Here is a 14738-nt window from a genome sequence, read left to right on the forward strand (position 1 = left end):
GCCCTCAATATCCGCGCTGGCGATCCACTTCGTGCAACAGCGGCTCTCCGGCGCTGAGGCGCCGGAAATTCTCGGCCACGTCCTTCATCGCGTCGCCCAGATGCCAGCCCGAGACATGGGGCGTGAGGGTCACGCGCGGATGCCGCCACAGCGGGTTGTCCGCAGGCAGGGGTTCCTCGCTCAGCACGTCGAGAACGGCATGACCAGGCGTTCCGGCATCGAGCGCCTCGATCAGGGCCGCCTCGTCGATCAGATCGCCGCGTCCGGCGTTCAGCAACTGGCTGCCGGGCTTCATCGCGGACAACAGCCTTGCGTCGAACAGGCCCACGGTTTCGGGGGTCGAGGGCAGAATGGCGCAGACGTGATCGCACTGGCCCAGCAGAGCGGGCAGGGCGTCCGCGCCATGATGGCACTCGACGCCTTCGATTTCTTTCGCGCTCCGGCTCCAGCCTTTGACCTGAAACCCGATATCGCGCAGCATCCGTGCGGTTCGCCCGCCGATATGGCCCAGGCCCAGAACGCCGACGACGGTACCGGGCGTGTATTTCGGCGCAACCGGGCTCCACGCCGCCTTGCTCTGTTCTTCCTCGTGAAGGGGCATGTTGCGATGGGCGCGCAGGATGTATGCCAGAAACCACTCGGCGATTTCGCGCGCCGGATCGTCCGGTTTCAGGCGGGTCACGCGCACATGGGCCGGCAGGGCCGGGTTGCGCACGATGGTCTCCACCCCTGCGCCCAGTTTCTGAACCAGTTGCAGGTTGGGCATCTGCGCCACGCGCTCTGCCTTCAAGGTGGAAACCGCCATCATGGTGATTTCAGACGGGTCGCCCAAGGTCTCGGGCGTGCGCACATCCTCCTGCGGCGCGACCTCTCGCACGGCCTTGGCGATTTCGGCATCAGTCATCCACCCCGAGATTCCGGTTTCGATCAAAAGCGCCATCCGGCGGCCTCTCCTTCATTTTCCTGTCCGTGACGTCCCGTCACGCAGCTAGACTTTGCCCGCTCAGCTAAGTCATCCTCTCGGCAAAGGCAAAGTTCGGTTTGCCGATTGGAGGAGACAGTTTCATGGACATGACATTCGCGATGCGGGAGGAGAACCGCAAGCTGCTTCAGCGGGTTGCGGACATGGTGCGCAACGAGATCATGCCGCTGGAAGAAGAATACCAGACCGAGATCGGCAAAGGGGACCGCTGGCAATATACCGAGCGTCAGGCCGAGATCCTCGAAGGGCTCAAGGCAAAGGCCAAGGCCGAAGGTTTGTGGAATTTCTGGCTGACCGACAGCGACAAGGGCTTTGGACTGACCACGGTGGAATACGCTTATTTCGCCGAGGAAATGGGCAAGACCCCGCTGGGTGCCGAGGTGTTCAACTGCTCGGCCCCCGATACCGGCAACATGGAGGTGTTCGAACGCTACGGGACCGAGAAGATGAAGGAACAGTGGCTCAAGCCGCTGCTCGAGGGCGAGATCCGCTCGGCCTACCTGATGACCGAGCCCGACGTGGCCTCGTCGGATGCCACCAACATTTCCATGTCCTGTGTGCGCGATGGCGACGAATATGTCCTGAACGGCGAGAAATGGTGGTCGTCGGGTGCGGGCGATCCGCGCTGCAAGGTCTATATCGTGATGGTCAAAACCGGCGGCGACGATCTGCCCAAGCACAAGCGCCAGTCGATGATCGTGGTGCCGGCCGATACGCCGGGTATCGAGATCCTGCGTCCGATGGAAGTTTACGGCCACGACGACGCGCCGCATGGGCACATGCATATCCGTTTCACCAATGTCCGGGTGCCGGTCGAGAACATCCTGATGGGCGAAGGCCGCGGGTTCGAGATCGCTCAGGGCCGCCTTGGACCCGGCAGGATTCACCACTGCATGCGTGCGATCGGCCAGGCCGAGATCGCCTTGGAGCGGATGTGCAAGCGGTCGCTCGAGCGTGAGGCTTTCGGCAAGAAGCTGGCGCAACTGGGCGCCAACTATGACATCATCGCCGAATGCCGTATGGAGATCGAGATGGCCCGCCTGCTGTGCCTCAAGGCCGCGTGGTACATGGATCAGGGGGATGCGCGGGCGGCGGCGCCGTGGATCAGCCAGATCAAGGTGGTCGCGCCGCGCGTGGCGCTCAAGGTGATCGACGAGGCGGTGCAGATGTTCGGCGGTGCGGGCGTCAGCCAGGATACGCCGCTGGCCATCGCCTGGACCCATGTGCGGACGCTGCGGCTGGCCGACGGCCCCGATGCGGTTCACCGCCGGCAGGTGGCCCGCACCGAGTTGAAGAAGTACACTCAGGAGAAAGTCTGACTCCAGGCGGCCACGATGGGAACGGAACAGCCTCGCGAAGCCTATTTCCACCTGCGTCCCGACGGCGTTTTCGTCGGCAATGATCCGGTGCGCGGTCCGTGGTCGCCGGACCACTGCCATGCGGGGCCGGTGACCGGGCTGGTCGCCCGGGCAGCGGAACGGGAGGTCGGCCCCGACAAGATGCTGACCCGGCTGACGCTGGACGTGTTGCGCCCCTTGCCGCTGACGGGGCTCAAGGTCTCTGCCGAAACCGTGCGCCATACGCGGACGCTGGCCACGACGCGGGCCACGGTGCACGACCTCGATGGCACGCTCTGCGTCACGGCCACGACGATGCATCTGGTTCGCAAGGAACTGGGAAAGGTGCCCACCGCGCAGGTGCCGTCCCCGCGTTTCGAAGATGCCCGGCCGGGCCAGTTCCCGATCCGGCAGACGCGGCACGGTTTGCCTGCTTTTCCCGATTTCGTCGAGGTCGCCTATCCGCATGGCGAGGACAAGGGTGCCGGGCCGAAAACGATCTGGATGCGCACGCCCCCCTTGCTGGAGGGCGAGGTCCCTTCTCCGGTGCAGTCTCTGTGCCCGCTTGCCGATTGCGGCAACGGCATTTCGTGGAACGTGCCGCCGACCGAGATGGGGTTCATGAACACCGACCTGTCGGTCCATATCCACCGGGAACCGGTCTCAGACTGGCTGGCCTCCGACTCGGTTTCGCATTGGCACGAAAACGGCATCGGCATGGCGCAGGCAGTTCTTTATGACACGCAGGGGCCGGTTGCCACGGCCCTGCAGACGCTGGTTCTGTTCCCGCCCGACTGACCCCGCTGTGTGTCAGGCGAACGGATCGTCCGGATAGCCCACACGCGCGAGGTAAAGCCCCTGTGGTGGGCAGACCGGCCCGCATGCCGCGCGGTCGGCGGCCTCAAGTGCGTCGCGCACATCCTCGGGTGTCCATGCACCCGCGCCAACGCGTTCCAGCGTGCCGACGAAACTACGCACCTGGTTGTGCAGGAACGACCGGGCGCGGACGTGGAAATGAACCTCGGGGCCGGACAGACCTTCGGCCCGCTCGACCCGCAGTTCATCCAGGGTTTTTACCGGACTGGCCGCCTGGCAGATCGACGAGCGGAAGGTCGTGAAATCGTGCCGCCCGATCAGCATGTCGGCACCGGCCTGCATTGCCTCGACATCCAGCGGGTGGCCAATCTGCCAGACCTGACCCTTGTCATGCGTTGCCGGGGCGCGGCGGATCAGGATGCGGAACAGGTATTGCCGCTCGATGGCGCTGAACCGCGCGTGCCAGTCGTCCTCGACTCGCGCGGCGGCCAGGATCGCGACGGGCTGCGGCTTGAGGTGATAGTTCAACGCCTCGGACAGGCGGAACGGATCCCATTCCTTGCTCAGGTCGCAATGGGCGACCTGTCCCAAGGCATGAACGCCCGCATCCGTGCGTCCGGCGGCCGCGATGGTGTGCGGCCCCGGTTCCAGGCGCGAGAGTGCCTCTTCGATCGCCCCTTGCACCGATGGCAGCTCTTTCTGACGCTGCCAGCCCGCAAAGGGCGCGCCCTGATATTCAACTTTCAACGCGTAACGTGGCATGAGGTGCTGGTATCGCGCGCGGCGGGGCGCGGCAAGACCGCGCTGGCCAAAAGAACTGGCAACCGGGCCAACCCCTTCCTATCTTGGGGGAAACGAAACGGGCGGGGCAGCGACTTGGTCATCTCAACACTGGCAGACTCCCTTGTGCGCGGCGTCGAATCCGTGGGCGACCGGGTGTCCGAGGCGTTGTTCGAGCCGGTGATCCGGTTGGGCGTCACGGGGCTCGCGCGCTCGGGCAAGACGGTGTTCATCACCTCGCTGGTGGCGAACATGCTGGACCGGGGCCGGATGCCGGGGCTGGTGGCGGAGCAGGAGGGGCGGATTCTGGCCGCCTATCTTCAGCCGCAGCCCGACGACACTGTCCCTCGTTTCGACTACGAGACCCATCTTGCCGCGCTGACCGGACCCGCACCGCATTGGCCCGAGAGCACTCGGGCGGTCTCGGAACTGCGCCTGTCGCTGCGGGTCCGGCCCTCGGGCCTGCTGGCCGGGTTGCAGGGGCCACGGACCATCCATCTGGACATCGTGGATTATCCCGGAGAGTGGCTGCTGGATCTGGGTCTGCTGGACAAGTCATATGACGATTGGTCGGCCGAGACGCTGGCCCGGATGGAACCCCGCCCCGAAGCCGAGGGGTTTCTGAAGGAGGCGTCGGGCGTCGATCCAGATGGCCCCCATGACGAACCGGCGGCGCAGAACCTGGCGCGGTCGTTCACCGCCTATCTCGAAACCGCGCGCGATGCCGGTTTCTACGACTGCACACCGGGGCGCTTCCTGCTGCCGGGCGATCTTGCCGGGTCGCCCGTTCTGACTTTCGCGCCGCTTCCCGTGGCCAGCCCGTCTCGCCGCAAGTCGCTGCACCGCGAGATGGAGCGGCGCTTTGATGCCTACAAATCGCAGGTGGTGAAGCCGTTTTTTCGCGACCACTTCGCCCGCATCGACCGGCAGGTGGTGCTGGTGGATGCGCTGGGCGCCATTCACAAGGGGCCGCAAGCGGTCGAGGACATGCGCCGGGCGATGGCGGATATCCTCGCGGCCTTCCGCCCGGGCCGGAACGCGTGGCTGACCCAGTTGCTGCTCGGCAAGCGGGTCGAAAAGATCCTGTTCGCCGCCACCAAGGCGGATCACCTGCATCACCTGCAGCACCCGAAACTGACGGCGATCATGGAGGCGTTGACGCGCGACGCGCGGGATCGCGCCCGGTTCGCCGGGGCCGAGGCGGCCGCCTTGTCCATCGCGGCGCTTCGCGCGACCACCGAAGAGATCCGCTCGCATAACGGGCAGGATCTGCCTTGTGTAAGGGGAACGCTGCTGGAAAGCGGCAAACAGGCCGCCTTCTACCCCGGCGCCTTGCCGGAAGACCCCGCGCACCTGCTGGGGCCGGCCAGAAACGGCGCCAGGGACTGGCTTTGCGAGGATTACGGTTTCATGGCCTTCGCGCCTGCGGCCCTGACCCTGCAACCCGGTGACGGGCCGCCGCACATCCGGCTGGACCGTGCGATGCAGTTCCTGATCGGGGACCAGCTATGAGTGTGATACTCAGACAGGCGCGCAGCACCGATGCCGGGACGACCGGCGAAATCCTGCATGGTTTCGCACGCGAGAAAGACTGGATGCCGGAGTTGCACTCGAGGGCGGAAACCATAGCTTTCTGCGGCACGATGATCGACCGGGGCTGGGTGACGGTTGCCGAACAGGGTGCCGAGATCCTGGGGTTCCTTGCAAGGGACGAACAGGAGATCTGCGCACTGTACCTGTCGGCCCGGGCACGTCGGCAGGGGATCGGGCGCAGGCTGCTGGACGATGCCAAGGCGAAACGCGCGCGGTTGATCCTGAAAGTGTTCGAGGCCAACGCGGCGGCGCGGCGTTTTTACGAGCGAAACGGTTTCGTCGAGACCGGGCGCAGCGACGGGGCCGGCAACGATGAAAACCTGCCGGACGTCACCTATGTCTGGAACAGGGAGGGGGGCGGCCAATGACCAACGGTCCGGTTCTGATAGACCTCGAAGGTGAAGCGCAGCCCGCGCCAAGCGTTGCGCAGGCACCGCCTGTGCCTGATGCGGCGGCGCCGCAGGGGCAGGCGATGCAGGCGGCGGCAAGGGTGGTGGCGCACAAACCGTCTGCCTTGACCAAGTGGTTCTGGGGTCTGGCTCTGGCCGTGATCGGTGCCGCTGTCTCGGTTTGGGCGTGGGACTTCGCCGCCTCGCTGCTGACCCGGGCCCCGATCCTTGGAGGAATCGTCACCGGGCTGTTGGTGGCCCTGGTCCTGGTTGTTCTCGCGCTGGTGGCGCGTGAGTTGGCTGCGATCGGCCGGCTGTCGCGCGTGGATGGGTTGCGTCGGGCCGCCGATGCGGCGCTGGTGGACGAGGATCTGGCGCAGGCGCGCGTGGTGAGTGATCGGTTGCTTTCCTTCTACCGCGGGCGCGAGGACACCCGCTGGGGCAGCGAGCGGCTGCGGGAGAGGGCCGGGGATCAGTTTGACGCCGCAGCCCTTCTGAATCTCACCGAAGACGAGCTGTTGTCACCGCTGGATGCCGCCGCCAGCCGCGAGGTCGAGGCCGCCGCGCGGCAGGTCGCGACCGTGACGGCGCTGGTGCCCTTGGCGCTGGCCGACGTTTTGACCGCGCTGGCGGCGTCGCTGCGCATGATCCGCCGGATCGCCGAGATCTACGGCGGGCGCACCGGGTTCATCGGCAGCTGGCGCCTGACGCGCGCGGTCTTCGTGCATCTGGTCGCGACCGGAGCCGTTGCCGTGGGCGACGACATGCTGGAACCGGTTCTTGGCGGTTCGATCCTGGGCAAGCTGTCCCGCCGGTTCGGCGAGGGGCTGGTCAACGGGGCTCTGACCGCGCGGGTCGGTGTTGCGGCGATGGAGGTCTGTCGCCCGTTGCCCTTCTCGGCGCGGCACAAGCCCTCGGTCAGGGGTATCGTCAAACGCGCGCTGGGCGGTTTGTTTTCAAAGGATTGATCTGACGCAAGGCCCCTTTCGTCCTGATCGAGCAGGATCGAGAACAAGCGCGGGAGATTGCCATGGCGGATCACGGCCACAGCGAACAGGAGATCGTGGATCGGATCAACGCGCCGCCGGGTCGCGGCGTGTTGCGGGATGTCATCTATGGCGGGATCGATGGGTCTGTGACCACTTTTGCCATCGTCGCCGGGGTGGCCGGGGCCGGGCTGTCGCCCTTCGTCATCGTGGCGCTTGGCATCGCCAATGTGCTGGCTGACGGATTCTCGATGGCCGCTGGCAACTATTCGGGCACCAAGGCCGAGCTCGACAACATCCGCCGCCTCCGGGCCATCGAAGAGAGGCACATTGCGCTCTACCCGGACGGAGAGCGCAGCGAGGTACGTGAGATTCTGACGCAAAAGGGGCTGGATGGCCCGGTGCTCGAGGACGCCACCGACGCCATTACCGCCAATCGGGAAAACTGGATCAACCTGATGCTCGAAGGCGAATACGGGCTGGGTAGCGTCGACCCCCATCCGATGAAGGCCGCTGTCGCAACGTTTCTTGCCTTTCTCGTCGCCGGGATGATCCCGTTGCTGCCTTTCCTGTTCGGCCTGGAGCACGCTTTCACGATATCTGCCTGGGTGACCATGGGGGTCTTTTTTGCCATCGGCGCGCTGAAGAGCCGTTGGTCGCTCGAGCCTTGGTGGCGTTCCGGCATCGAGACACTGCTGATCGGCGGAGTGGCAGCACTGATCGCATTTGGCGTCGGGTCACTGTTCCAGATATGAACCGGCGGCGCGGGCAGGTCTGTGGAGCCGCGGCAACGCTCCAGCACTTGTGGATTTTCCGGTGTGTATGGCTTCGACCATTGGCCTTAGACTTCATCAAGAGTTGCGCGGAGGCTGGGTGTGGAATCGCTGCTTGTTCTGGTTCTGGTCGGCTTGGCCGTTCTGGCCATCCCTGCGGCAATCGTTTTTCTTCTGATTGGTCAATCGCGCTTGAGGCGGCGCATCTCGGAACTTGAGCAGCGACTTGCCGAATTGCGGCCTGCCGCAGTGCCTGCAAGCGGAACTGAGGCGACACCAAGCCCGAAAACGGCCGGGGATTCCGGATCGGTGCCTGAACGGGCCGAAGAACCTGCGAGGACAGGGCCTTGGGCGCAAGTGCGACCGGCAGAGCCGGTGGTCGAAGCGGGGCAGGAAGCCGTCGCGACCGTGAGTGCTCCGGCCTCACCGCCACGCGCCGTTGTCTTCAGGCAGGAGCGGATCAGCGCCTTGGGCAGGTGGTTGCGGGAGAACTGGTTTTACGCCGTGTCGGCCCTGTCTCTGGCGCTGGCCGGGATTTTCCTGGTGCAATATGGGGTCGAGAAGGGGCTGTTGTCCCCGACAGCCCGGGTCTTTGCCGCCCTGACCTTCGGTGCGGTGTTGATCGCGGCGGGCGAGGTGGTGCGCCGCCGGTTCGGCGATGATGAAACCTCAAGCACGGCCTACTTGCCCTCGGTCTTTTCGGGGGCGGGTATTGTCACCCTGTTCGGCGGCGTTCTGGCGGCACGTCAGCTTTACGGCCTGATCGGACCGGAGCCGACGTTGACGGGCATGATGGCGATTGCGCTATTGGGTCTGGTTCTTGGATGGTATCACGGGCCGCTGCTGGCCGCAGTTGGCCTGATCGGCGCTTATGCCGCGCCGTTCCTCGTAGGCGGATCCTCGGATGAGCCGTCCTGGCTCTATGCCTATTTCCTGATCGTTGCGCTGCTGGGGATGGGCATTGACACAGTGCGGCGCTGGGCATGGATCTCGGTTCTGACACTGGTCGGAGCCTATGCGGCGGCGTGGCTGCTGGCCTTGTGGGCGCCTGCGACCGAAGCGGAGCACGCGGTCTTTGCGGTGCTGCTCGCACTGGCCGCGATCACAGTGCCCGCGCGCCGGCTGGTGCCTGACCATGGCGGCAGCATGGTGGCCGAGATGGTGTTTCGCAAAAAGGGCGACCCCTGGCCGGAGTTCCCGACACGGTTGGCATTTGGCGCGGTCATGGCCAGTTCCGCCATCGTGTCCCTGAGCGGGGGCGACAGCGAAGCCGCATTCCTGCTGGCGGTTGTTCTGTTGTCCGGGCTGACCATTGCCCTGGTCCTATGGGCCAGCAGCGCACGGGCCTTGCAGGACGCGACTCTGTTTCCGGCGGCGGGGCTTTTGTGGGTGGTTCTCGTCCAGGGCATCGAGGGCGGCGCCGCTTATTTGCGTTTCGCAACCACCTATGCGGAAACGCCAGAGGCCGATTATCCGATGTTGGTGACTGCGCTTGTGGCACTTGCGGCGCTGTTATCTGTGCTAGCGGCGTGGCGCTCGTTCCGCGCGGGGGCAACGGCAGCGATCTGGGCCGGGGCGGCGGCGGTTTTCGCGCCGGCCCTTGCGATCATGCTCGAACTCGGTTGGGTGCCCGCCAGAGTGATCGGGCCATATCCCTGGGCGCTGCACGCGCTGGCTCTCGGAGCGTTGATGGTCGTGTTGACCGAGCGTTTCGCTCACGCGGATGGCGAGGCGCGGATGAGGTCGGCGCTCGCCACGCTGTCCGCACTGTCCTGCCTGGCCTTCGCCTGCATCATCGTGCTGAGTTCCGCCGCGCTGACGGTCGCCTTGGCGGTGACCGTGGCGATGGCGGCGGCGCTGGACCGGAAATTCACGCTGCCCCCGATGAGCTGGTTCATTTACGTCGGCGTAGTGACGCTGGGTTTCCGCCTGGTGCTGGATCCGGGGCTGGATTGGGCAGAGGATGCGCCGCTGCCGGAAATGCTGCTGGCCTATGGCGGCACTTTGATCGGTTTCGTCCTTGCGCTCTGGCTGGTGCTTCCGCTTGCGCGCCCCTTGGCCAAGCTGATGCTGGAAAGCGCGGCCTGGTCCACAGGAGGCCTCCTTGTGTCCCTGCTGCTGTTGCGTTGGTTGGAAAGCCTGGCGGCGGGGAAAGCTGAGACCAGCCACTGGGGATTGGGCCTGTTCGCGGTGATCTGGCTGGGGCTGGCCTTTGCCCAAGTGCAGCGGTGGGCACTGGGCGGCAGGATGAAGGAGTTTCGCATCATTCTGGCGGTGGTTTTTGCCCTTGCCGGCGGCGAGGCCGAGTTCGCGGCCGTGACCGCGGCCAACCCACTGTTGGAATTCGGCGCGGAGCCGGTTCTGGGCCCGCCGGTTCTGAATACGCTGATGGTGGCCTACCTCCTGCCTTCGCTGGTCATCGGTTTCTCCGCATGGCGGATCGGATCAATGCCTTTGCGGATGAAACAGGCCTGCGGCGCGCTGGCCGTAGCGCTGTCGGTCTTCTGGTTCGGTCTTGCGATCCGGCATTTCTGGCAAGGCCCCGAGGGCATGCATGAAAGCAATGGCGTGACGCAGCCTGAACTCTACTCCTATACCCTGGCTCTTCTGGTGATCGGGGCAGCCCTTTTCTATCAGTCTCTGGCGCGCCATTCGCACCGGATGCGAAAGGCAGGGCTGGCGGTGATCGGTCTGGCGGTCGCCAAGGTCTTTCTTGTCGACATTTCCGGTCTCGGCGGGCTGATCCGTGTGTTTTCTCTGCTGGCATTGGGGCTGGCGTTGGCCGGTCTGGCCTGGCTCAACCGCTGGGCGATGCTGCGCCATTCGCCGCAGGCGTCGGAACCTCTGGACCAATAGGCGTCGCCGTCCTATAAGCCCGCCATGCTTGAACGGCTGGCCATCATTATTCGAATTATATCCCCGGCGCTCTGACTTCCTGAGACGCCGGGCAAAGGTGTTTGAGACCTCGCACCGCCAGATCGCCTACTTCCGCACGAGAAAACCCGAGGGACACCCGACATGTGCGCAGACACGACCAGTGAAGCACTCGACTACAAAGACACGCTCAACCTGCCGAAAACCGATTTCCCGATGCGCGCGGGCCTGCCCAAGCGCGAGCCTGACTGGTTGGCACGTTGGGAACGGATCGGGGTCTATGACCGTCTGCGCGAGAAAGCCGGGCGCAAGCCGTTCACCCTGCATGACGGTCCGCCTTACGCCAATGGCCACCTGCATATCGGCCACGCGCTGAACAAGACCATCAAGGACATGATCGTGCGCAGCCATCAGATGATGGGGTTCGATGCGCGCTATGTGCCGGGTTGGGACTGTCACGGCCTGCCGATCGAGTGGAAGATCGAAGAGCAGTATCGCCAGAAGGGCAAGGACAAGGACGAGGTTCCGGTCAACGACTTCCGTCAGGAATGCCGCAAGTTCGCCGAGCACTGGGTGGACATCCAGCGCGAAGAGTTCAAGCGCCTGGGCGTGACCGGCAATTGGGACGATCCCTATCTGACCATGGATTTCCACGCCGAGCGGGTGATCGCCGAGGAATTCATGAAGTTCCTGATGAACGGCACACTCTACCAGGGCTCCAAGCCCGTGATGTGGTCGCCGGTGGAAAAGACCGCCTTGGCCGAGGCCGAGGTCGAATACCACGATCACCAGAGCCATACGATCTGGGTCAAGTTCCCGGTGGTCCGCGCCATCGAGTCGACCGGCGGGCGGTCGGATCTTCTGGGCGTGAACGTGGTGATCTGGACCACGACCCCCTGGACCATCCCGTCGAACCGGGCCGTGGCCTTCAACCCCGAGCTGTCCTACGGCCTCTACGAAGTGACCGAGGCCCCCGAGGACAACTGGGCCAAGGTGGGCGAGCAGTTCCTGCTGTCCGACAAGCTGGCCGAGGACGTGTTCCGCGCGGCCCGCGTCGAGGGCTTCAAGCGCCTGCGCGATGTGACCGGGGCGCAACTCGACCTGATGATCTGCGCCCATCCCTTCCGCGGGATCGAAGGCGGTGAGGGCGAATGGGACTATGACGTGCCCCTGCTGCCCGGCGACCACGTGACCGACGAGGCCGGCACAGGCTTTGTCCACACGGCCCCCAGCCACGGTGCCGACGACTTCGTGCTGGGCGTCAAGCACGGCCTGCAGATGACCCACAACGTGATGGAGGACGGCTCTTTCCGCGAGAGCCTGCCGCTGTTCGGCGGCGCCAAGATCATGAACCACAAGGGCAAGGAAGGCGACGCCAACAAGCGTGTCATCGACGCGCTGGTGGCAAGCGGGGCGCTGATCGCGCGCGGCCGTGTCAAGCACTCCTACCCGCATTCGTGGCGCTCCAAGGCGCCGCTGATCTTCCGCAACACGCCGCAATGGTTCGTCGCCATCGACAAGACGGTGGGCGACGGGCATGACGAGATGGGAACCACCATCCGCACCCGCGCGCTCAACTCGATCGACAAGCTGGTGAAATGGTGGCCGCAAAGCGGCCGCAACCGCCTGTATTCCATGATCGAGTCGCGGCCTGACTGGGTGCTGTCGCGCCAGCGTGCCTGGGGTGTGCCGCTGACCTGCTTCGTCAAGAAGGGCGCTCTGCCGACCGACCCGGACTTCCTGTTGCGGGACGAGAAGGTGAACGCGCGCATCCTCGAAGCCTTCGAGGCCGAGGGCGCGGACGCGTGGTACAAGGCCGGCGCCAAGGAAAGGTTCCTGGGCGGCGACTACAACCCTGACGAATGGGAACAGGTCTTCGACATTCTCGACGTCTGGTTCGATTCCGGATCGACCCACGCCTTCGTTCTGCGCGACCGCCCCGACGGAACCGAGGACGGTATCGCGGATGTCTACATGGAAGGCACCGACCAGCACCGCGGCTGGTTCCATTCCTCGATGCTGCAGGCCTGCGGCACGCTGGGGCGCGCGCCTTACCGTAACGTGGTCACGCATGGTTTCACGCTGGACGAAAAGGGCAACAAGATGTCCAAATCGCTCGGCAATACCATCGTGCCGGCCGAGGTCATCAAGCAATATGGCGCCGACATCCTTCGGCTGTGGGTGGCGCAGACCGACTACACGGCCGACCAGCGGATCGGGCCCGAGATCCTCAAGGGCGTGGCCGACAGCTATCGCCGCCTGCGCAACACGATGCGTTTCATGCTGGGGTCTCTGTCGGACTTCACCGAGGCAGAGCGCGTCGAGAACCCCGCGGACATGCCGCCGCTGGAGCGCTGGGTGCTGAGCCGTCTGGCGGATCTCGATGCGCAGGTTCGCAAGGACTATGCCGAGTTCGACTTCCAGGGCGTGTTCACGGCCGTGTTCAACTTTGCGACCGTCGATCTGTCGTCCTTCTATTTCGATATCCGCAAGGATGTTCTCTATTGCGACGGCGACAGCCCGCGCCGCCGTGCCGCGCGGACGGTTCTGGATATCCTGTTCCACCGCCTGACCACCTGGCTGGCCCCGATCCTGGTCTTCACCATGGAAGAGGTGTGGCTGGAGCGCTATCCGGGCGACGACAGTTCGGTGCATCTGGTGGATTTCCCCGAAACGCCCGCCGATTGGCGCGACGAAGCGCTCGAAGGCGAGGTTGCCAAGGTGCGCCGTGTCCGCCGGGTGGTGACCGCCGCACTCGAGGTTCAGCGTCGCGACAAGGTGATCGGATCGAGCCTGGAAGCGGCGCCGGTGGTGCATGTGGAGGATGCCGAAACTCGCAAGCTGCTGGCCGGCATCGACATGGATGATCTGTGCATCACCTCGGGCCTGACGGTTACCGGTGATCCGGCCCCGTCCGAAGCCTTCCGCCTGCCCGAAATCCCGGGCGTCGGCGTTGTCTTTGAACTGGCCGAAGGTGACAAGTGCCAACGGTGCTGGAAAATCCTGCCCGACGTCGGTCGTCATTCCCATCCGGGCGTCTGCGGTCGATGCAACGACGCTCTGGGCTGATTGCGCCGGTATCCTGATCGAGGCCTTCTCTCGCGTGAGCGAGGGAAGGTCATTTCTTTGGAGGCGTCGCGTCACCCCTTGCGGCTGCGGCCGCATCCTGCAAGCGTGACCCTATGCCCAGGATCTGCATCGACACCCAATTCGGTCGCCTCTGCATCGAGGAAAGTGAAGGAGCCATCGTTCGTCTTGCTTGGGGTGGCGAGGATGACGCGCCTGACTCTGCGCTATTGCGCGAGGCGGCGCGCCAGATGCGAGCCTACGCTGACGGACAGTTGCAACGGTTCGATCTGCCGTTGAAAGTAAGCGGATCGGATTTTCAAAACAATGTCTGCCATGCGATGCGCTCGATCCCGTTCGGAGAAACGCGCACTTACGGCGACCTTGCCGCCGAGCTTGTATACTCGGCGCAGGCTGTGGGGCAGGGCTGCGGGGGCAATCCGATCCCGGTCATCATCCCCTGTCATCGGGTGCTGGGTGCGAACGGTCTGGGCGGGTTCTCGGGCGGCAGTGGAATCGAGACAAAGGTTGCCCTGCTGCGTCACGAGGGCGCTGCCGGCCTGTTGATCTGAGGCGTTAAAAGCAGTTGCATTTCACCCGTTTGCAACACAACCTAACCTGACCATCGAATTTGAAGGACATCATTGCATGACTGCCGAGCAAGATCGCGCTGCGAAAAAGAAAGCCATCATTGACCGCCTCATGTCGCTGGAGGCTGAGGAACTGGCGACGGCCAAGGCGCATTACGAGGCGTTCCTGAGGGATTCTCAGCTCGATGACCGGGAAGGTCACGACAAGGATGACATAGCTGCGTCGCGCGAATTTGCCGATCTGGCCGCGGCGTTCGATGCGCCGGTTCAGGCCCATCACGCAAAAATCGACGTGATCGAGAATACCGATTTCGGCCTGACCGATACCGTCGCGCCCGGCGCCGTCGTGAAGTTCAACAACCGGAATTTCGTGGTTTGCGTTTCAACGACGCGGTTTGAGGTCGACGGAGAAACCTTCATGGGTATTTCTCCGCAAAGCCCCATCTATCTGGCCATGGCCGGCCTGCAGAAGGGCGAGATCTTTACCCACAACGGAAAAGAGTTCGAAATTCAGGACGTTCTCTGACCCTATTTTCCTGAGGATGAAAAGGC

The 14738-nt window shown here is 64.4% G+C and carries 12 protein-coding genes; 10 read left to right on the forward strand and 2 right to left on the reverse strand.

All coding sequences use genetic code 11. The features are described 5' to 3' along the window. Positions 1-4: 4 nt before the first annotated feature. Positions 5-940: a 2-hydroxyacid dehydrogenase gene (locus AVO45_RS07730; protein ID WP_068345618.1), complete on the reverse strand. Its 936-nt coding sequence runs from the start codon at positions 938-940 to the stop codon at positions 5-7. 125 nt (positions 941-1065) lie between these two features. On the opposite strand from AVO45_RS07730, the gene AVO45_RS07735 reads away from it, so the two are divergent. Then, a complete protein-coding gene (locus AVO45_RS07735) occupies positions 1066-2301 on the forward strand; it encodes an acyl-CoA dehydrogenase family protein (protein ID WP_068345620.1) in 1236 nt (411 codons plus the stop codon). A 15-nt stretch (positions 2302-2316) separates the two neighbouring features. Then, complete coding sequence (locus AVO45_RS07740) at positions 2317-3117, forward strand: thioesterase family protein (protein WP_068345622.1); 801 nt, start codon at positions 2317-2319, stop codon at positions 3115-3117. Between the two features lie 12 nt (positions 3118-3129). On the opposite strand, the gene truA is transcribed toward AVO45_RS07740, so the two are convergent. Next, positions 3130-3897 carry a tRNA pseudouridine(38-40) synthase TruA gene (gene truA / locus AVO45_RS07745; RefSeq protein WP_068345625.1) on the reverse strand — a complete coding sequence of 256 codons (768 nt, stop codon included), beginning with the start codon at positions 3895-3897 and terminating at the stop codon, positions 3130-3132. Positions 3898-4011: 114 nt separating this feature from the next. Here truA and AVO45_RS07750 point away from each other — a divergent pair, with 114 nt between their 5' ends. The 8 genes from AVO45_RS07750 to AVO45_RS07785 all read left to right on the forward strand — a co-directional run bounded on the left by AVO45_RS07750 (position 4012) and on the right by AVO45_RS07785 (position 14712). Further along, positions 4012-5427, forward strand: a complete 1416-nt coding sequence (locus AVO45_RS07750) for a YcjX family GTP-binding protein (RefSeq protein WP_068345627.1) — start codon at positions 4012-4014, stop codon at positions 5425-5427. Next, a complete protein-coding gene (locus AVO45_RS07755) occupies positions 5424-5876 on the forward strand; it encodes a GNAT family N-acetyltransferase (RefSeq protein WP_068345629.1) in 453 nt (150 codons plus the stop codon). The genes AVO45_RS07750 and AVO45_RS07755 overlap by 4 nt, the downstream gene beginning before the upstream one ends. Further along, the gene (locus AVO45_RS07760) at positions 5873-6865 is read left to right on the forward strand and encodes a YcjF family protein (protein WP_068345631.1); all 993 of its coding nucleotides are present in this window, start codon (positions 5873-5875) and stop codon (positions 6863-6865) included. The genes AVO45_RS07755 and AVO45_RS07760 overlap by 4 nt, the downstream gene beginning before the upstream one ends. 62 nt (positions 6866-6927) lie before the next feature. After that, positions 6928-7638 (forward strand): VIT1/CCC1 transporter family protein, encoded by a 711-nt coding sequence (locus tag AVO45_RS07765; RefSeq protein WP_068345633.1) that lies wholly within the window; start codon positions 6928-6930, stop codon positions 7636-7638. 120 nt (positions 7639-7758) lie between these two features. After that, positions 7759-10512 carry a DUF2339 domain-containing protein gene (locus AVO45_RS07770; RefSeq protein WP_068345635.1) on the forward strand — a complete coding sequence of 918 codons (2754 nt, stop codon included), beginning with the start codon at positions 7759-7761 and terminating at the stop codon, positions 10510-10512. A gap of 162 nt (positions 10513-10674) precedes the next feature. Further along, complete coding sequence (gene ileS, locus AVO45_RS07775; protein ID WP_068345637.1) at positions 10675-13599, forward strand: isoleucine--tRNA ligase; 2925 nt, start codon at positions 10675-10677, stop codon at positions 13597-13599. A gap of 113 nt (positions 13600-13712) precedes the next feature. Then, positions 13713-14168: a methylated-DNA--[protein]-cysteine S-methyltransferase gene (locus tag AVO45_RS07780; RefSeq protein WP_068345639.1), complete on the forward strand. Its 456-nt coding sequence runs from the start codon at positions 13713-13715 to the stop codon at positions 14166-14168. 76 nt (positions 14169-14244) lie between these two features. Beyond that, positions 14245-14712: a hypothetical protein gene (locus AVO45_RS07785; RefSeq protein WP_068345641.1), complete on the forward strand. Its 468-nt coding sequence runs from the start codon at positions 14245-14247 to the stop codon at positions 14710-14712. The last annotated feature ends 26 nt before the right edge of the window (positions 14713-14738 follow it).

Origin of the sequence: Ruegeria marisrubri (assembly GCF_001507595.1) — a bacterium.
GTDB lineage: Bacteria > Pseudomonadota > Alphaproteobacteria > Rhodobacterales > Rhodobacteraceae > Ruegeria > Ruegeria marisrubri.